A 17,821-nucleotide genomic window follows, 5' to 3' on the forward strand; every position below is an offset into this window, starting at 1 on the left:
CAAGGCCTGCGCTTCGCCATCCGCGAAGGCGGCCGCACCGTCGGCGCCGGCGTCGTGGCCAAGATCGTCGAGTAATCTCGACCGGTCTTAGCGACAGCTGAACTAAGCGAAGGCCCCGGAGGAAACTCCGGGGCCTTTTGCTTTGCGGGCGTCTTCGATGTCCGTGGAGGGTGGTTATGCGACGTCCGAACTTGAAGGGGCGAAGGCTTCCAGTATGCGTGAGAGAGCCCTCACGAGGAGCAGGCTGGTTGCAAAACTACCGCGCTTGGCCATCTTGCCGGGATGGCAGTTAATGTTGCGGACCTCGCTGAAGAGAAATTCCCGCCCAAGTTCACCATCGAAAGCGAGAAGCTTGGGCAGCTTGGCTTTCGAGCGGTGTACGGGATCGATTCACCGTACCTAATCCATCGTACCAGCACGGGCTCGGACGAGGAGTTCACCGGCAAACTCATGGTGGCTATGGGCTGGACAATGGATGGGCCTGCAAAGCTCACTGACGGGCAGCGGTCCGTTCTAGTCCGTGCTGACATGGAAGCCTTCTGCGAAGCTCTCGTTCAAAGCGAGACCTCCATCTTTGGCGAGACACCCCAGAATGAAGGCGAGGACTGGCTAGCCTACGTGCGCCGGGTTGGGGGCGATGCAGTAGATAAGCGTCGCGGGCCTTTCAAGCACAGCGCGCTCCTTGACATGGAGGGGAGCATCAACCGGCACCTCAAATTGGCTGGGTTGGACCCGAGCTCTTCGGCGTTGTCGCGCAACCTCGGTGCATCTTCGCATTTGAAATCTATTCTAGAGGCCCGCTCGCCTAGGTTTGAGCTGCCGCCTATCCCGCGTAATCCAATCGTGGATACGAACGCGATCCTGCACCGGGTGGAGGAACAGATCAGCCGAATGGCTGAGGTGAGTGAGGCGAGCGCTGCGATGCAGACTACGCTCAATGACTATGCCCAGAGCGCCATCACGGAAATGAAGGCCGGTTCTATCCAGACGAACCGAAATTCCAATCTGGCCCTCGGCGTTGGTGTCGTCGGTGTTTTGGTGGCGGTCGTTACCATTGTCATTTCCGCTCACCAGCAGAGCAATGCGGACGCAGTGCGAAAAGAGGAAGCACGTGTCGCCTCTCAGGAGCGTCAGGCTGATCGTAGGCTGATAGAGCAGCAGCTCGAAGCCACGCGTCGGAACACCACGGTTTTGGAGAAGCTGGTCGTACGTGACGCGCCCGCCAAGGGGGCGAAATAGTCAATCTGCATGTCAAGATCACTCATCGCGTAGTGCACGTGAGCCCGCTCGGGGTGGCAACGTTCGCAGCGGGCTGAAAGCTGACCTATCCCGTCGCGACACGAGAGTAAGGCCGCCAAATCCAAGCAAACCCAACAACTTGTGCTGCCGACCCACGAGCCCATCCAAAATCGACGCATCACCCTGAAAACCTCGTCCATACTTCTCCTCGCCCCGTCGCGGGGGAGGGCGTTCAGCTGGCGACCGAAGGCGCGGCGGGGGTGGTCGAGCGGGAAGCGCTGGTCTTGGCCTTCGGGCCGCCTTCGCGACGGATCCGGACGGGCTCCCTGAAACATCGGGACGAAAGCCGGGCGGCGAAGGGGATCGGCGCGGCAGGCGCGGGCTGAAATCGCTCGCGTGGTCCGGAGGGAACGCATCTTCCTCCGCCCGTCCTGGGCCTCTTTCGGAAGCGGGTTAAGACCCCGCGCGTCGAGGGCTCATGCACAACGGTCACGCGGAGCGCTCCGGCCTCGGCCGAAACGGTGTTCCTCTACCCCATCATCCGGGCCCTGCCCGGACGCTCCGCCGCCTCCCCAAACCCGCCGGCCCTCGCCGGCGGAAGGGCGCCGCCGCGCGCGTCCACGAACGCGTCCCGCACGCGTCCCTTTCGCTTCGTCTGAAAAAGGTGGCAGGAGAAGGCCATGGCGATGATCACCGATCCCGATGACTTCTTCACCCTGGGCTGTGGCCGGTGCGCCCGGTTCGCAACGCCGGACTGTTCGACCCGGCCGTGGATCGACGGCCTGAATGCCCTGCGCCAGATCTGCCTGGACGTCGGACTGGAGGAGACGGTGAAGTGGGCCCACCCGTGCTACATGCACGCCGGGCGCAACATCGCGATCTTCGGGGCGTTCCGAGGCGACTTCCGGCTCAGCTTCCTGAACCCCAGCCTGCTGGTCGACAGCGAGGGCGTGGTGGAGCCGCAGGGGCCCAACAGCCAGACGCCGGGCATGATCCGCTTCACCGCCAATGCGCGGGTCGCCGAGATGGAGCCGGTGATCCGGGGCTATCTGCGCCAGCTGATGGACCACGCCGAGGCCGGAACCAAGCCGGCCAAGACCGAGCGCGAGATCGACGTGCCCGACGAGCTAACCGAGGCGCTGGACGGCGATCCGGAGCTGGCCGAGGCCTTCCACGCGCTGACGCCAGGACGCCAGAAGAGCTACCTGTTCGCGCTGAACCAGGCCAAGCAGTCGGCGACGCGTGTGGCGCGGATCGAGAAGTTCCGCGACAAGATCATCGCGGGCAAGGGCGCGCTCGAGCGCTAGCCTAGCCCTGAACGAAGCGCGGGATCGGCCCGACCTGCGGCGTCTGGTCGGGCAGCTCGACGAACTCCTCATCGACGAAGCACCAGCCCCAGCCTTCGGGCGGGTCGTAGCCCTCGATGATCGGGTGCTTGGTCGCCCGGAAGTGGGCGGTGGCGTGTTTGCTGGGGCTATCGTCGCAGCAGCCGACATGGCCGCAGGTGCGGCACAGGCGCAGATGCACCCACCAGCCGCCGGCCTTGAGGCATTCCTCGCAGCCCTTCGTGCCGGGCGTGACCATCTGGATCGAGTCGCCGTGGCTGCAGGTCATGGTTCAAGCTTCCGCGAGATAGGCGTGGATGGCGGCGACGGCCTGGGCGCCTTCGCCGATGGCGGCGCCGACGCGCTTGACCGAGCCAGCCCGGACGTCGCCGATCGCGAACACGCCCTTGCGGCTGGTCTGCAGCAGCGGATGGCCGGGCGCGAGATCCGTCCCGGTGCGGACGAAACCGTGATTGTCCAGCTCGACATGGCAGTGGGTCAGCCACGAGGTGTTGGGCGCGGCGCCGATGAACAGGAAGAGGTGGCTGATGTCCTGGACGGTCTCGACGCCGTTCGGACCACGCCAGCGGATGGCTGACAGCTTGCCGTCCTCGCCCTCCAGATCGACGATCGCGCTCTTCACCACGACCTCGATATTGGGCGTGCTCTCGATGCGGTCGATCAGGTAGCGCGACATGGTCGCCGCCAGGCTTTCGCCGCGCACGATCATCCAGACCTTCTTGACCTGGCTGGCCAGGTAGACGGCCGCCTGGCCCGCCGAATTGCCGGCGCCGACCAGGGCGACCTCCTGGCCGGCGCACAGCTTGGCCTCCAGCGGCGAGGCCCAATAGTGGACGCAGGCGCCTTCGAAGTTGTCGAGGTTGTCGACGTCCAGACGGCGATAGCGGGCGCCGCTGGCGATCACCACGGTCTTGGCTTGCGCGGTCTCGCCGCTGGCGAGGGCCAGGCGGTAACGATGCCGGCCATCGTCCTCGCAGACCAACGAGGCGACCTCGTCGGGAATGGCCAGCTCGGCTCCGAACTTCTGCGCCTGGCCATAGGCGCGGCCCATCAGGGCCATGCCGGTGATCCCCGTGGGGAAGCCCAGATAGTTCTCGATCCGCGCCGAGGCCCCGGCCTGGCCGCCGAAGGCGCGGGTGTCCAGCACCAGCACCGACAGGCCCTCGGACGCGGCATAGACGGCGGTGGCCAGGCCCGCCGGACCCGCGCCGACGATGGCGACGTCATAGAGCTTGTCGGCGTCGATCGGGCCGACCAGGCCGATGCAGCGGCCCAGCTGGTGGTTGGTCGGCTGGCGCAGGATCTCGCCGTTGGGGCACAGCACGATCGGCAGTTCGCTGTCGTCGACCTGGAAGCGCTGGATCAGCACCTTGGCGCAGTCCATCTGGTCCGGGTCGAGGTTCTGATAGGGGTGGCCGTTGCGGGCCAGGAAGCCCGACAGGCGGATGACCTGGGCGTCGGCTTCGCGGCCGATGATGATCGGGCCGCCGGCGCCGGTCTCGATCAGGCTGACCCGGCGCAGGATCAGGGCCCGCATGATCCGCTCACCCAGCTCGGCCTCGGCGACCAGCACGGCGCGCAGGCGTTCGGGCTCGATCAGCAGCGCCTCGACGGGGGTGATGGCGGTGACGTCCACGAGAGAGGGGCGGCCCGACAGCTGGGCGATCTCGCCGACGAACTGGCCGGCGGCGTGCTCGACGATCGGCTGGCTCTCGTCGTGGGCGTCGCGGCGGCTGATGGCCACGCGGCCGGCCAGCACCACGAACAGGCCGGGCGAGGCGACGCCGGCCGTGGCCAGGGCCGAACCGGCCTCGGCGTGGATCACTTTGCCGAAGCGGCGAAGGCGATCGATCTCGTCCGGCTCCAGCCGGGGAAACATCTGGGCGCGTCGGGTGTCGAAGGTAGAGCCTGCCATGGCCCTATGTTTGCTCCAGGATCGGCGTTCGGTCACGCGCCGAACGATGACGGTTTTGAACAAACCCGTCGTGACGTCATCGACTGTACCGTTGGGCGCCTGCGGAGTAGGCTCAAGGGCATGTCGCGTTCCCCATCCTCCCGCCGGCCCGGCGCGCAATGGCGTCCCGGAAAGGCCCTCGAGCCGCTCGCGCGGGTCCTGCCGCAAGAGACCGCCATCGGCCTGTCGTTCGACGGTCGTCCGCACACGGTGCTGATGGCCACGCCCGAGCAGGTCGAGGAGCTGGCCCTGGGCTTCGTGGTCACCGAGGCGATCGCCCGGGCCGAGGACGTGCTGGAGATCGTCGCCAAGGAAGAAGAGCAGGGGATCCTGGTCGATGTCCGCCTGACGCCCGGCGCGCTGATCAAGAAGGCTCGGCCGCGCAATCTGGAAGGCCGCTCCAGTTGCGGGCTGTGCGGTGTGCAGCGCCTGGCCGACGCGGTGCGGCCGCTGCCGGTGCTGGGGCAGGGCGCTCTCATCCGGCACGAAGCGATCCCGCGCGCCCTGGCGGCTCTGGAAGAGCAGCAGGCCTTGGGCCGTCTGACCCGCGCTACCCATGCGGCCGCCTTCTTCGATATTGAGGGCTCGCTGATCCTGGTTCGCGAGGACGTCGGTCGCCACAACGCCTTGGACAAGCTGGCCGGGGCCATGGCGCGCGGCGGCGTCGATGCGGCGGCGGGTTTCGTGGTCGTCACCAGCCGCTGCTCGTTCGAGATGGTCGAGAAGGTCGCGCGGATCGGCTGTCCGATCCTGGTCGCGGTCTCGGCCCCGACCGAGCTGGCGATCGCCAAGGCCGAGGAGGCGAACCTGACCCTCGTCGCCCTGGCCCGCGCCGACGGCCATGCGGTGTTCGCCGGCGGCGAGCGCCTTGTTGAATCCGAGCTGGAGCCGGCCTGATGTCCGATAAGAAGGTCGATGGCGTCCGCCCGTACCACCAGCCCGCTGGCGGCTGGGGCGCGCTGAAGGCGGTAGCCGGGGCGCTGGCCGGCCAGGAGACGATCGTCGAGGGCGGCAAGACGCTGATGCGGGCCAACCAGCCGGAGGGCTTTGACTGCCCCGGCTGCGCCTGGCCCGACCCCAAGCACACCTCGTCGTTCGAGTTCTGCGAGAACGGCGCCAAGGCCGTGGCCTGGGAGGCGACCTCCAAGCGCGCCACGCCCGAGGTCTTTGCCCAGCATACGGTCAGCGAGCTGCTGACCTGGACCGACCATGCGATCGAGGACCTGGGCCGGTTGACCGAGCCGATGGCCTACGACCCAGCCGACGACCGCTACAAGCCGATCACCTGGGAGGCCGCCTTCGCTCGGACCGCCGAGGGGCTGAAGGCGCTGGCCGATCCGAATGAGGCCGAGTTCTACGCCTCGGGCCGGGCCAGCAACGAAGCGGCGTTCCTGTACCAGCTGATGGTCCGGCGGTTCGGGACCAACAATTTCCCCGACTGCTCCAACATGTGCCACGAGCCGACCAGCGTCGGCCTGCCGGACTCGATCGGCCTGGGCAAGGGCTCGGTGACGCTGGAGGACTTCGACCACGCCGACCTGATCCTGTGCTTCGGCCACAACCCCGGCACCAACCATCCGCGGATGATGACCACGTTGCGCGACGCCAGCCGGCGCGGCGCGACGATCCTGGCCTTCAACCCGCTGAAGGAACGGTCGCTGGAGAAGTTCGCCTCGCCGCAGGACCCGGTCGAGATGGCGACTCTGAGCTCGACCCCGATCGCTTCGGCCTATTTCCAGCTGAAGATCGGCGGCGACGCCTTGCTGGTGCAGGGGATGATGAAGGCCCTGCTGGCTATGGAGGCCCGCGATGGCGGCGTCCTGGATCATGACTTTATACTGGAGCACACCGCCGGCTACGAAGCGCTCTTCGCCTCGGTCGAAGCCCAGGACTGGGAGACCATCGAGGCCGGCAGCGGCCTGCCGCGCGCCCGGATCGAAGAAGCGGCGGCGATCTACGCCAAGGCCAAGGCGACCATCCTCTGCTACGGCATGGGCCTGACCCAGCACCGCGACAGCTCCGGCACGGTGCAGCAGCTCGTCAATCTGCTGCTGCTGAAGGGCAATATCGGCCGAGAAGGCGCGGGGATCTGTCCGCTGCGGGGGCACTCCAATGTCCAGGGCAATCGCACGGTCGGCATCTGGGAGAAGCCGACGGCGGCGTTCTCGGACGCGATCCGCGACGTCTTCGGCTTCGAACCGCCGCGCGAGCACGGTCACACGGTCGTCGAGTCGATTGAGGCCATCGAGCGGGGCGAGAGCAAGGTGTTCATCGGCCTGGGCGGCAACTTCGCGGTGGCCGCGCCCGATCCGGTGCGAACCTTCGCGGCCATGCGCAAGCTCGATCTGGCCGTCCACGTCGCCACCAAGCCCAACCGCACGCACCTGCTGATCGGCAAGGAAGCCATCCTGCTGCCGTGCCTGGGCCGCACCGAGTTGGACGTCCGCGCCGGGGTGCGCCAGTCGGTGACGGTCGAGGACTCGATGTCGATGGTCCACGCCTCGCGCGGCCTGAACCCACCGGCGTCCGAGCACCTGATGTCCGAGCCGGCCATCGTCTGCGGCTTCGCGACGGCGCTGTTTGGCGAGGATCCGCTGGTGGACTGGCCGGGCCTGGCAGACGACTATGACGCCGTCCGAGACCTGATCGCCCGCGTCTTCCCGGCGGCGTTCGAGGATTATAACGACAAGGTCCGCATTCCCGGCGGCTTCCGCCTGCCAGTCGGGCCGTCTAACCGGGTGTGGAAGACGGCGACGGGCAAGGCCAACTTCATGGTCCATGATCCCAAGGGCGGCGATCCACGCCGGGGCGACCCGGACGTGATGATCCTGACCACCCTGCGCAGCCACGACCAGTACAACACGACCATCTATGGCTACGACGATCGTTATCGCGGCGTGTTCGGCCGGCGCGACGTGATCTTCGCCAATCCCGACGACATGGCGCGAATGGGTCTGGCCCAAGGCGACCTGGTCGATCTGGGCGCGGCCTTCGACGAGACCGGTGAGCGGATCGTGCGGGCCTTCACCGTGGTCGCGCGCGAGATCCCGGCCGGCTGCCTGGCGGCCTATTATCCCGAGACCAATGTCGTGGTGTCGCTGGACGATCACGACCAGCGCTCGGGCACGCCGGCCTACAAGTCCGCGCCGGTTCGTCTGCGTAAACACCAGGCGCCGTGGCCCGCAGACACACTTCGCAACTAAAGCGATTGTTAGGAGCCTTTAGGCTTAATGCCCCCAACCCGGACGGGAGTGGGGTGGCGTGAAACGCGAGGGTGTCGTCGTAGAGGCTGTCGAAGCCTCGCAGCTGGGAGCGGCCGAGCTGGAGCTCTGGCGCGCCTTCCGCGCGGCTGACCCGATCCTGGCCAGCCCCTATTTCGATCCCCGTTTCGTCCAGGTGGCCGCCCAGATCGCGCCCGGCGCTCGCGTCGCCGTGATCCGCGAGGGCGGGACGGTGCGGGGCTTCCTGCCGTTCCAGCAGCGGGGCGGGCTGATCCAGCCTCTGGCCGCGCCGCTCAGCGACTTCCACGGTCTGGTCGCCGAACCAGGCTTCGACATCGCCCATCTGCTGCCCCAGCTGGAAGGCGTGCACCGCGCGCGTTTCAGCGGCCTGGTCGCGGCGGGGGAGGCGGATCGCCCGGACTTGACGCCGCGCCGCGCCATGGCGGCCGATCTCTCAAAAGGCTTCGACGCCTATCTCGCTGGTCGCGACGCGCGGTTCCTGAAGGACAAGCGCCGCCGCCGCCGCGCGCTGGAACGGGACCACGGTGCGCTGACCTTCAGCTTCGAGCGCCCGACCCTGGCGCAGGTCGACTACGTCATCGACCACAAGCGGGCTCAGATTATCCGCACCCATCAGTATGACGTCTTCGCCTGTGGCTGGACGGTCGAGCTGATCCGCAAGCTGGCGGAGATCGACGCGCCGGACTTCGGGCTGCGCCTAGCCGTGCTGAAGGCCGGCGACAAGCTGGTCGCCGCCGAGCTGGGCCTGACCTCGGGCGCGCGGCATCACCTGTGGTTACCGATCTATGATCCCGCCTACGCCAAGTACTCGCCGGGCGGGCTGATGACCCTGGACACGCTGGAGACCGCCGCGGCGCGCGGCATCACCCGCGTGGACTTCGGTGTCGACGCCGACGCCTACAAGCACGACTTCGCGGATCCGGCCGAGGTCGTGTTCGAGGGCCTGATCGAGCGCCGGCTGGGCGCGCGCGGCCATTCCATGCGGATCGCTGGCGCCTCACGCCTGGCCCGCCGCTTCGACCGTATCGTCGCCTGTGAGCCCAGCCTGGTCGGCCAGCTGCGGGGCGGGGCCAGCTTCATGGCCGCCATGAACCGCCGCCATCCCAAGCTAGGCGCGGGGGTCGGTGTTGGCCTCGGTCTAGGGCTTGGCCTCGTCGCCCTGATGGTCGACTAGCCGACCGGTGTTAGATGACTTCGGCGTCATGACCTCGATTTAAGTCGAAGCGGTGACAAACCGCCGCTAGCTTCCCCTCATCGAATTCAACGCATCCGAGGGGAATGACCGATGCGCGCTCTGACGACCCTGGCCGTACTGGCCGCCGCTGTTTCCGCTGCTGGCGTGGCCCAGGCCCAGCCCTCCATCAAGATCAAGGACGCCGTCGCCCGCGTCGTGGTGATCCCCGAGAACCGCACGGACGTGAAGGTCGAGTTCCTGACCACCAACGCCGCCCTACCGCTGGAAGTCAGCAAGAACGGCGACGAGGTGATCGTCGACGGCAATCTGCGCATGAACCGGATCAACGGCTGCAACAGCCGCGACGGCAAGGTCTGGGTGAAGGTGCGCGGCGTCGGCCAGGTGTCCTACGACAACTTCCCGCAGATCGCCGTCCGCGTGCCGATGAACGTCAAGGTGCGGGCCGGCGGCGCGGTGTTCGGCAGCATCGGCCGCTCGGACAGCGTCGAGCTGGGCAACGCCGGCTGCGGCGACTGGACGATCGCCAACACCAAGGGCGAGCTGAAGCTTGACCAGGCCGGCTCGGGTGACGCCAAGGCCGGTACGGCCAGCTCGGTCGAGATCAACCTGGCGGGTTCGGGCGACATCAGCACCCAAGCCATCGCTGGCGATCTCGAGGTCAACATCGCCGGCTCGGGCAACGTCTCCAGCGCCAGCATCGCCGGCAAGCTGGACGGCAATATCATGGGCTCGGGCAACATCACGGTCGCCGGCGGCCGCGCGCGTTCGGTGGACGTCAATGTCGCCGGCTCGGGCGATGTGGACTTCCGGGGCGAGGCCGACACGGTCGACGTCTCGGTGGCCGGCTCGGGCGACGTGCGCATCGCCAAGGTCAACGGCCCGGTCAAGAAGCACGTGGCCGGTTCGGGCGACGTGATCATCGGGCAATAAGCTGCCCCAAAAACTTTAGAGCACCACACTCTATATATAGCGAAGGCCCCGGGATCGCTCCCGGGGCCTTCTTCATGCACGGTGTGCGGTGTCCTTAGCGGACGCCGAAGCCGAACAGATCGCCGGCCGTGGCCAGGTCGGCGCCGGCGCGGTCACGATCCTTCAGGCTGCCGCCGAAGGTGTAGCGGAAGCCGAACTTGACGGCGTCCGAGTTCAGCTTGGCCAGGTCCTTCGATTCCGCGTGGGTGTACTTGGCGAAGGTCGACCAGCCGGTGTTGGCGAACTTGTATTCGCCGCCGGCATTCACGTCCCACAGGTCGGCGTTGACGTTGGTGTCGATGCGCGACCAGCCAGCGCCCGCGTTCAGACGGAAGTTGTCCGAGACGAAGTAACGGGCTTCACCGCGGACGGTGTACAGGTCGGCGTCCAGGTCGTTCGATTGACCGTAGGCGACCAGGCCCGTCAGCGTGACGTTGTTCAGGTACTTCTGAGCTTCGGCGCCGACGGCCCACAGGGTGTCGTTCGACGGACGCGACAGGGCGGTGAAGCCGCCGACGCGGACGGTGTCGCCCAGCTTGGTGGTCAGGTGCACGGCGCCCGAGGCGACGGTTTCGTCCGACAGGTCGTTGTCCGAGATCGAGACGTCGCCGTTGGCGGTCACGGTCCAGGCGCCTTGCAGCGGGATGGCGACCGACCCGTCGATGACGACCGAGGTGCCGTCATTGCCGCCGAAGCGGGTGTTCAGGTCCGTGTAGTTCACGGCGGCGCCGACCGAGCCGACGTTTTGAGCGAAGGCCGGGGCCGAGACGGCGGCGGCGATCAGGGCGGCGGTGGCGAAAAGCTTCGTATTCATAGTGGGGTATCCCCTTACACAAGAGTGGCTCCCCGACTGGCTGGACGGTCGTTGTTGGGGGGAGGGCCGCCCAGTCCGTCGAGGAGGGCCGGCATCTATGGAGGTTCGGACTCCGCCTCAAGGCCACCGGCGGCGCTTGCGGGCCGAATAATGCATTTTTGTGACACTTGCGGAGGTGGCCATTTCGCCTACGCGCGAGCGGGCGCACGTTCTTGCTACCTAGGTCGCTGAAAGCGTTAAATGCGGACCGGTGTTATGTTTTCGAGGGGCTTGCGCAGGCAGGGCAGGGCGCCTATCCAGAACCCGCCCGACGACTCGAGTCCTTATCGGACGAGACGAACCGGACAGAGCGCTTGACGAAACCGATTCCGGAACGTACAAGCGCGCCTCTGTTGGACCGGCTGTGAACTTTCGAGTTCAAACGCGGTTCGCGAGACGCCCGGACATAGCGCCGCCAACCTCTTTCGAGAGGGTCCTCTCTCGGGAGGGGCGCAATTCTGGTCATCACCCCCGGCAGGTAACTGTTGGGGATATTTGTTTTGCGGACGCTGCGTACGGACTCCCATCTGGGGGTTCGGGTTGGTCTTTGAAATGGTTCGAGACGCGGGCGCAGCCCACTAGGAAACCGAGCGATATGGATCGTCAGAACATCCGCATCCGGCTCAAGGCCTTCGATCACCGCGTGTTGGATCATTCCACGCGCGAGATCGTCAATACGGCCAAGCGCACGGGTGCGACGGTGCGGGGCCCCATCCCCCTGCCCACGCTTATCGAGAAATTCACCGTCAACCGTTCGCCGCACGTCGACAAGAAGTCGCGCGAGCAGTTCGAGATCCGTACGCACAAGCGCGTTCTCGATATCGTTGACCCGACTCCGCAGACCGTGGACGCGCTGATGAAGCTCGACCTGTCGGCCGGCGTTGACGTCGAAATCAAGCTGTAAGGAGGGCCGATCCATGACTCTCCCCACCCAACGCACTGGCATCATCGCCAAGAAGCTCGGCATGACCCGCTTCTTCGACGAAGCTGGTCAGCACGTGCCGGTCACCGTCCTGTCGCTCGACGGTTGCCAGGTCACGGGCCAGCGCACGGTTGAGAAGGACGGTTACACCGCCCTGCAACTGGGCGCCGGCGCCAAGAAAGCCAAGAACACCTCGAAGGCCCTGCGCGGTCACTTCGCCAAGGCGGCCGTTGAGCCGAAGCGCGTCGTCGCGGAATTCCGCGTCGAAGAAAGCGCCCTGATCGAAGTTGGCGCCGAGCTGACCGCTGACCACTTCGTTGCCGGCCAGAAGGTCGACATCCAAGGCGTCACCGTCGGTAAGGGTTTCGCCGGCGCCATGAAGCGCTGGAACTTCGGTGGTCTGCGCGCCACCCACGGTGTCTCGGTCTCGCACCGCTCGCACGGTTCGACCGGTAACCGCCAGGACCCGGGTCGTACGTTCCCGGGCAAGAAGATGGCTGGTCACCTGGGTCAAGAAACCGTCACGACGCTGAACGTCACGATCTGGAAGGTCGACGTTGAGCGTGGCCTGCTCCTGGTCAAGGGCGCTGTCCCGGGCCACGAAGGCAGCTACGTGAAGGTTCGCGACGCCGTGAAGAAGGCCATCCCCGCCGATGCTCCGCGTCCGGGCGCCTTCCGCAAGGCTGGTGAGGCTGCTCCGGTGGCCGCTGAAACCCCCGCTGAGGAAGCCCCCGCGGCGACGACCGAAGAGGGCGAAGGCTAATGAAACTCGACGTCATCAAACTGGACGGCGGCAAGGCCGGTTCCGTTGATCTCGACGACGCCATCTTCGGCATCGACGACATCCGCGGCGACATCCTGCAGCGCGTCGTGACCTGGCAGCTGGCCAAGCGCCGCTCGGGTAACCACAAGATTCAAGTTCGTAACGAGGTCTCTCGTACGAGCAAGAAGATGTACAAGCAAAAGGGCACCGGCGGCGCTCGTCACGGCTCGCGTCGTGCGGCTCAGTTCGTCGGCGGCGCCAAGGCCCACGGCCCTGTCGTCCGCAGCCACGCTTTCGACCTGCCGAAGAAGATCCGGGCCCTGGCTCTGCGCCATGCCCTGTCCTCGAAGGCCAAGGCCGGTTCGCTGGTCGTGGTGGACAGCGTTGCTCTGACCGAAGCGAAGACGGCCGCCCTGCGCGCCACCTTCGACAAGATCGGTCTGAAGAACGCCCTGGTCATCGCCGGTCCGGAAGTGGACGCGAACTTCAAGCTCGCCGCCCGCAACATCCCGAACGTGGATGTCCTGCCGAACGCCGGCCTGAACGTCTACGACGTGCTGCGTCGCCAAACCCTCGTCCTGACCAAGGACGCGGTTGAAGCGATCTCGGCCCGTTTCGCTGAGAAGGAAGCCGCCTAATGGCCGCCACCGCTCGCCACTACGACACGATCCTGTCGCCGGTGATCACCGAAAAGACGACCCTGCTCTCGGAGCAGAACAAGGTTGTCTTCAAGGTGGCCAACGATGCGTCGAAGGACGAAATCGCCGCCGCCGTTGAAGAGCTGTTCAAGGTCAAGGTCACGAAGGTCAACACCATCGTCACCAAGGGCAAGACCAAGCGCTTCCGTGGCATCGTCGGGCGTCGCAACGACGTCAAAAAAGCGATCGTGACCCTGGCCGAAGGCCAGTCGATCGACATCACGACGGGGCTCTAAGACATGGCCTTGAAGAAATTTAATCCGACCAGCCCCGGCCAGCGCGGCCTGGTGCTGATCGACCGCAGCGAACTTCACAAGGGCAAGCCCGAGAAGAAGCTCGTTGAAGGTCTGACGAAGTCGGGCGGTCGTGGCGGCAATGGCCGTATCGCGGTCCGTTTCCGCGGCGGCGGCGCCAAGCGCCTGTACCGTCTGGTCGACTTCAAGCGTCGTAAGCAAGGCACGGCCACGGTCGTTCGTCTTGAATACGATCCGAACCGCACCGCCTTCATCGCCCTGATCAAGTATCAGGCCGACGGCGAGCTGTCGTACATCCTGGCCCCGCAACGCCTGAAGGTCGGCGACGAAGTCGTCACGGCTGAAAAGGTCGACGTGAAGCCGGGCAACGCCTCGCCGCTGCGCACGCTGCCGATCGGTACGATCATCCACAACATCGAGCTGAAGCCCGCCAAGGGTGGTCAGATCGCCCGTTCGGCTGGCGCCTACGCCCAGCTGGTCGGTCGTGACGCCGGCTACGCCCAGATCCGCCTGAACTCGGGCGAACTGCGCATGGTGCTCGACTCGTGCCTGGCCACCGTCGGCGCCGTTTCGAACCCCGACCATATGAACCAGAACCTCGGCAAGGCCGGTCGTTCGCGTCATATGGGCCGTCGCCCGCACGTTCGCGGCGTCGCCATGAACCCGGTCGACCACCCCCACGGTGGTGGTGAAGGTCGCACCTCGGGCGGCCGCCACCCGGTGACCCCGGCTGGTAAGCCGACCAAGGGCGCCAAGACCCGCGTCAACAAGGCGACGGACAAGTTCATCATCCGTTCGCGCCACAAAGCGAAGAAGGGCCGCTAAGCCATGACCCGCTCCGTCTGGAAAGGCCCGTTTGTCGACGGGTACCTCCTGAAGAAGGCCGACGCCGCACTGTCGTCGGGCCGCAAGGACGTCATCAAGACCTGGTCGCGTCGTTCGACCATCATGCCGCAGTTCGTCGGCCTGGTGTTCGGCGTGCACAACGGCCACAAGCACATCCCGGTCTCCGTGTCGGAAGACATGGTCGGCATGAAGTTCGGTGAATTTGCGCCCACGCGCAGCTTCCCCGGCCACGCTGCCGACAAGAAGGCCAAGAGGAAGTAATCATGGCCAAGCAGAAGCAAGAACGCCGCCTGCCGGCCGCCGAAGCGATGTGCAAGGTGCGCACCCTGCGCACCAGCCCGCGCAAGCTGAACCTGGTCGCTCAGTCCATCCGTGGCCTGAACGTCCAACGCGCTCTCAACGAGCTCGAGTTCAGCCACAAGCGCATCGCCCAGGACGTCCGCAAGGCGCTGTACTCGGCGATTTCGAACGCCGAGAACAACCACAACCTCGACATCGACTCGCTGGTCGTCGCCGAGGCCTATGTGGGCAAGAACCTGATCATGAAGCGTTTCTCGCCCCGCGCTCGCGGTCGCGCGACGCGCGTTGAGAAGCCGTTCTCCGAGATCACGATCGTGGTCCGCGAACTGGGTGAGGCCGCCTAATGGGTCAGAAAGTCAATCCGGTCGGGCTGCGGCTCGGCGTAAACCGCACCTGGGACAGCCGTTGGTTCGCCGACGGCGCCCAGTACGGCAAGATGCTGCACCAGGATCTCGCGATCCGCGCCGCCCTGAAGAAGCGCCTGTACCAAGCTGGTGTCTCGCGCATCATCATCGAGCGTCCGCACAAGAAGTGCCGCATCACGATCTATGCCGCTCGTCCGGGCGTCATCATCGGCAAGAAGGGCGCTGACATCGACAAGCTCCGCAAGGACCTGTCGATCAAGACCGAAGGCGAAGTTCACCTGAACATCGTCGAGATCCGCAAGCCGGAGACCGACGCTCAGCTGGTGGCCGAGTCGATCGCTCAACAACTCGAGCGTCGTATCGCTTTCCGTCGCGCCATGAAGCGTTCGATCCAGTCGGCCGTGCGTCTCGGCGCCAAGGGCATCCGGATCAACGTCTCGGGCCGTCTGGGCGGTGCTGAAATCGCTCGTATGGAGTGGTATCGCGAAGGCCGCGTGCCGCTGCACACCCTCCGTGCGGACATTGACTTCGGTTTCGCCGAAGCCAAGACCACCTACGGCATCATCGGCGTGAAGACCTGGATCTTCAAGGGCGAGGTGCTGGAGCATGATCCGATGGCGCTCGACAAGCGTCTCGCCACTGAGTCCGGCCCGGCCGGCGAAGGTGGTGGCCGTGAGCGCGGCGACCGTCCCGACCGGGGCGACCGTCGTGACCGTCGCGATCGCGCCTAAGGATTAGATCGCCATGCTGTCTCCGAAAAAGACCAAATTCCGCAAGCAGTTCAAGGGCCGCATCCACGGCACTTCGAAGGGCGGCACCCTGCTGAACTTCGGTTCGTACGGCCTGAAGGCCGTCGAGCCGGAGCGCATCACGGCCCGTCAGATCGAAGCCGCCCGTCGCGCCATTACCCGCCAGATGAAGCGTCAAGGCCGCGTCTGGATCCGTATCTTCCCGGACGTGCCGGTCACCGGCAAGCCGGCGGAAGTCCGGATGGGTAAGGGTAAGGGCGCCGTGGATTACTGGGCCGCTCGCGTGGCTCCGGGCCGCATCATGTTCGAAATCGACGGCGTGCCGGACGATGTCGCGCGTGAAGCTCTCCGCCTGGGCGCCGCCAAGCTGCCGATCCGCACCCGTGTTGTCACCCGCATCGATGCGGGCGTGGCTCAGGAAGCATGATCATGAAAATCGCTGACATCCGGGGCCTGACCCCCGACCAGCTGGCCGACACCCTGATCAGCCTGAAGAAAGAGCAGTTCAACCTGCGCTTCCAGGCCGCCACGGGCCAGGTCGAGAAGACCCACCGCGTCAACGAGATCCGCAAGGATATCGCGCGGATCAAGACCGTGCTGCGCGCCAAGGCCGCGGCTTAAGGAGAACGATATGCCCAAGCGTATCCTCGAAGGGGTCGTCGTCTCCGACAAGGGCGATAAGACCGTCGTGGTGAAGGTTGAACGTACCATCGTTCACCCGATCCTGAAGAAGATCGTGCGTCAGTCGAAGAAGTACCACGCGCACGACGAATCCAACGCGTACAAGGCCGGCGAAGCAATTCGCATTGTCGAATGCGCTCCGAAGTCCAAGCTGAAGACCTGGGAAGCACTTCCCAAGGCTTCCGCTTAATCTGGAAGGTTTAGACCATGATCCAGATGCAAACTAACCTGGAAGTCGCCGACAACTCTGGCGCTCGCCGGGTCATGTGCATCAAGGTGTTGGGCGGCGCAGGCCGTCGCTACGCCAGCGTTGGCGACGTTATTGTCGTCTCCGTGAAGGAAGCCATCCCGCGTGGTCGCGTGAAGAAGGGTGACGTGCTTCGTGCCGTCGTCGTTCGCGTGAACCAAAACCTGAAGCGCAAGGATGGCTCGGTCATCCGCTTCGACAAGAACGCCGCGGTGATCGTGAACAAAGCCAGCGAGCCGGTCGGCACGCGGATCTTCGGCCCGGTTCCTCGTGAACTGCGCGCCAAGAACCACATGAAGATCATCTCCCTCGCTCCGGAGGTGCTGTAATGGCCGCTAAGATCAAGAAGGGCGACCGCGTCGTCGTTCTGGCCGGCAAGGACAAGGGCAAGCAAGGCGCTGTGACCCAAGTCCTTCCGAAGGACAACCGCGTTGTCGTGGAAGGCGTGAACATGGTTTCGCGTCACACCAAGGCCACGCAAGCCGACCCGCAAGGCGGCATCAAGCACAAGGAAGCCGCGCTGCACGTCTCGAACGTCGCCATCGTGGACTCCAACGGCAAGCCCACCCGCGTCGGCTTCAAGATCGAAGGCGACAAGAAGGTGCGCGTCGCCAAGACGACCGGCGAGGTGATCAATGGCTGATCAAGCTTACGAGCCCCGGCTGAAGACCGTTTATCGCGAGCGCATCCGCGCCGCGCTGAAGGAACAGTTCGGCTACACCAACGAGATGCAGATCCCCAAGCTGGACAAGATCGTCCTGAACATGGGTATCGGCGAGGCCGTGGCCGACTCCAAGAAGGCCCAGACCGCTCTGAAGGACCTGCAGGCGATCGCCGGCCAAAAGCCCGTCGCCACCAAGGCCCGCAAGTCGATCGCCGGCTTCAAGCTGCGCGAAGGCATGGTGGTCGGTGGTAAGGTCACCCTGCGCAAGGACCGGATGTACGAATTCCTGGACCGCCTGGTCACGATCGCGCTGCCGCGCGTGAAGGACTTCCGTGGTCTGAACGGCAAGAGCTTCGACGGCCGTGGCAACTACGCCATGGGCCTGAAGGAGCACCTGGTGTTCCCGGAAATCAACTATGACCAGATCGAGCAGATCTGGGGCATGGACATCATCGTCTGCACCACTGCGAATACCGATCAGGAAGCCAAGGCTCTCCTGAAGGAATTCCAGTTCCCGTTCACGAATTAAGAGCG

General features: G+C 65.5%; 24 protein-coding genes and 1 pseudogene. 22 read left to right on the top strand and 3 right to left on the bottom strand.

Going from position 1 to position 17,821, the window contains the following annotated elements; genetic code table 11:
- The 3 genes from AC07NF_RS03955 to AC07NF_RS03965 form a co-directional block, all read left to right on the top strand.
- A partial coding sequence (locus AC07NF_RS03955; RefSeq protein WP_425991018.1) for an EF-Tu C-terminal domain-related protein occupies positions 1-75 on the top strand: 75 nt, incomplete at its 5' end.
- Between the two features lie 207 nt (positions 76-282).
- Complete coding sequence (locus tag AC07NF_RS03960) at positions 283-1,239, top strand: hypothetical protein (protein WP_494628675.1); 957 nt, start codon at positions 283-285, stop codon at positions 1,237-1,239.
- Positions 1,240-1,919: 680 nt separating this feature from the next.
- Complete coding sequence (locus tag AC07NF_RS03965) at positions 1,920-2,546, top strand: YdeI/OmpD-associated family protein (protein WP_494628674.1); 627 nt, start codon at positions 1,920-1,922, stop codon at positions 2,544-2,546.
- A 1-nt stretch (position 2,547) separates the two neighbouring features.
- Here the strand turns inward: AC07NF_RS03965 and AC07NF_RS03970 are convergent, their stop codons facing one another.
- Positions 2,548-2,853, bottom strand: a complete 306-nt coding sequence (locus AC07NF_RS03970; protein ID WP_494628673.1) for a UBP-type zinc finger domain-containing protein — start codon at positions 2,851-2,853, stop codon at positions 2,548-2,550.
- Positions 2,854-2,856: 3 nt separating this feature from the next.
- Positions 2,857-4,500 carry an FAD-dependent oxidoreductase gene (locus tag AC07NF_RS03975; RefSeq protein WP_494628672.1) on the bottom strand — a complete coding sequence of 548 codons (1,644 nt, stop codon included), beginning with the start codon at positions 4,498-4,500 and terminating at the stop codon, positions 2,857-2,859.
- Positions 4,501-4,620: 120 nt separating this feature from the next.
- On the opposite strand from AC07NF_RS03975, the gene fdhD reads away from it, so the two are divergent.
- The 4 genes from fdhD to AC07NF_RS03995 all read left to right on the top strand — a co-directional run bounded on the left by fdhD (position 4,621) and on the right by AC07NF_RS03995 (position 9,906).
- Complete coding sequence (fdhD, locus tag AC07NF_RS03980; protein WP_494628671.1) at positions 4,621-5,436, top strand: formate dehydrogenase accessory sulfurtransferase FdhD; 816 nt, start codon at positions 4,621-4,623, stop codon at positions 5,434-5,436.
- Positions 5,436-7,742, top strand: a complete 2,307-nt coding sequence (locus AC07NF_RS03985; protein WP_494628670.1) for an FdhF/YdeP family oxidoreductase — start codon at positions 5,436-5,438, stop codon at positions 7,740-7,742. Before fdhD ends, AC07NF_RS03985 begins: the two co-directional genes overlap by 1 nt.
- A 58-nt stretch (positions 7,743-7,800) precedes the next feature.
- Entirely contained in the window at positions 7,801-8,955 is a 1,155-nt protein-coding gene (locus AC07NF_RS03990; protein ID WP_494628669.1) for a GNAT family N-acetyltransferase, read from the top strand.
- A 111-nt stretch (positions 8,956-9,066) separates the two neighbouring features.
- Positions 9,067-9,906, top strand: a complete 840-nt coding sequence (locus tag AC07NF_RS03995) for a GIN domain-containing protein (RefSeq protein ID WP_494628668.1) — start codon at positions 9,067-9,069, stop codon at positions 9,904-9,906.
- A 94-nt stretch (positions 9,907-10,000) separates the two neighbouring features.
- Here the strand turns inward: AC07NF_RS03995 and AC07NF_RS04000 are convergent, their stop codons facing one another.
- Entirely contained in the window at positions 10,001-10,759 is a 759-nt protein-coding gene (locus AC07NF_RS04000) for an outer membrane protein (RefSeq protein WP_454715293.1), read from the bottom strand.
- Between the two features lie 403 nt (positions 10,760-11,162).
- Here AC07NF_RS04000 and AC07NF_RS04005 point away from each other — a divergent pair.
- From AC07NF_RS04005 to rplE, 15 genes and pseudogenes are all read left to right on the top strand, one after another.
- Positions 11,163-11,380 (top strand): annotated as a pseudogene (locus AC07NF_RS04005) (hypothetical protein).
- 13 nt (positions 11,381-11,393) lie between these two features.
- A complete protein-coding gene (gene rpsJ / locus AC07NF_RS04010; RefSeq protein ID WP_004616952.1) occupies positions 11,394-11,702 on the top strand; it encodes a 30S ribosomal protein S10 in 309 nt (102 codons plus the stop codon).
- 13 nt (positions 11,703-11,715) lie between these two features.
- A complete protein-coding gene (gene rplC, locus AC07NF_RS04015) occupies positions 11,716-12,483 on the top strand; it encodes a 50S ribosomal protein L3 (protein WP_492809528.1) in 768 nt (255 codons plus the stop codon).
- Positions 12,483-13,121 (top strand): 50S ribosomal protein L4, encoded by a 639-nt coding sequence (rplD, locus tag AC07NF_RS04020; RefSeq protein ID WP_492809530.1) that lies wholly within the window; start codon positions 12,483-12,485, stop codon positions 13,119-13,121. The genes rplC and rplD overlap by 1 nt, the downstream gene beginning before the upstream one ends.
- Complete coding sequence (locus AC07NF_RS04025; RefSeq protein WP_172265586.1) at positions 13,121-13,417, top strand: 50S ribosomal protein L23; 297 nt, start codon at positions 13,121-13,123, stop codon at positions 13,415-13,417. The genes rplD and AC07NF_RS04025 overlap by 1 nt, the downstream gene beginning before the upstream one ends.
- 3 nt (positions 13,418-13,420) lie before the next feature.
- The gene (gene rplB, locus AC07NF_RS04030) at positions 13,421-14,260 is read left to right on the top strand and encodes a 50S ribosomal protein L2 (protein ID WP_492809533.1); all 840 of its coding nucleotides are present in this window, start codon (positions 13,421-13,423) and stop codon (positions 14,258-14,260) included.
- Positions 14,261-14,263: 3 nt separating this feature from the next.
- Positions 14,264-14,542 (top strand): 30S ribosomal protein S19, encoded by a 279-nt coding sequence (gene rpsS / locus AC07NF_RS04035; RefSeq protein ID WP_252634387.1) that lies wholly within the window; start codon positions 14,264-14,266, stop codon positions 14,540-14,542.
- 2 nt (positions 14,543-14,544) lie between these two features.
- Positions 14,545-14,925: a 50S ribosomal protein L22 gene (rplV, locus tag AC07NF_RS04040; protein WP_010919132.1), complete on the top strand. Its 381-nt coding sequence runs from the start codon at positions 14,545-14,547 to the stop codon at positions 14,923-14,925.
- Positions 14,925-15,677: a 30S ribosomal protein S3 gene (rpsC, locus tag AC07NF_RS04045; protein WP_223394543.1), complete on the top strand. Its 753-nt coding sequence runs from the start codon at positions 14,925-14,927 to the stop codon at positions 15,675-15,677. The genes rplV and rpsC overlap by 1 nt, the downstream gene beginning before the upstream one ends.
- 13 nt (positions 15,678-15,690) lie before the next feature.
- Positions 15,691-16,122: a 50S ribosomal protein L16 gene (rplP, locus tag AC07NF_RS04050; protein WP_172265579.1), complete on the top strand. Its 432-nt coding sequence runs from the start codon at positions 15,691-15,693 to the stop codon at positions 16,120-16,122.
- 2 nt (positions 16,123-16,124) lie between these two features.
- Positions 16,125-16,316 carry a 50S ribosomal protein L29 gene (gene rpmC / locus AC07NF_RS04055; protein ID WP_047413099.1) on the top strand — a complete coding sequence of 64 codons (192 nt, stop codon included), beginning with the start codon at positions 16,125-16,127 and terminating at the stop codon, positions 16,314-16,316.
- A 10-nt stretch (positions 16,317-16,326) separates the two neighbouring features.
- A complete protein-coding gene (rpsQ, locus tag AC07NF_RS04060) occupies positions 16,327-16,566 on the top strand; it encodes a 30S ribosomal protein S17 (protein ID WP_354073205.1) in 240 nt (79 codons plus the stop codon).
- A gap of 17 nt (positions 16,567-16,583) precedes the next feature.
- The gene (gene rplN / locus AC07NF_RS04065) at positions 16,584-16,952 is read left to right on the top strand and encodes a 50S ribosomal protein L14 (RefSeq protein ID WP_125159663.1); all 369 of its coding nucleotides are present in this window, start codon (positions 16,584-16,586) and stop codon (positions 16,950-16,952) included.
- Positions 16,952-17,266: a 50S ribosomal protein L24 gene (gene rplX / locus AC07NF_RS04070; protein WP_492809538.1), complete on the top strand. Its 315-nt coding sequence runs from the start codon at positions 16,952-16,954 to the stop codon at positions 17,264-17,266. Before rplN ends, rplX begins: the two co-directional genes overlap by 1 nt.
- Positions 17,259-17,816 carry a 50S ribosomal protein L5 gene (gene rplE / locus AC07NF_RS04075; protein ID WP_492809540.1) on the top strand — a complete coding sequence of 186 codons (558 nt, stop codon included), beginning with the start codon at positions 17,259-17,261 and terminating at the stop codon, positions 17,814-17,816. The genes rplX and rplE overlap by 8 nt, the downstream gene beginning before the upstream one ends.
- The last annotated feature ends 5 nt before the right edge of the window (positions 17,817-17,821 follow it).

This window comes from Caulobacter sp. GW821-FHT10A06, assembly GCF_059415805.1.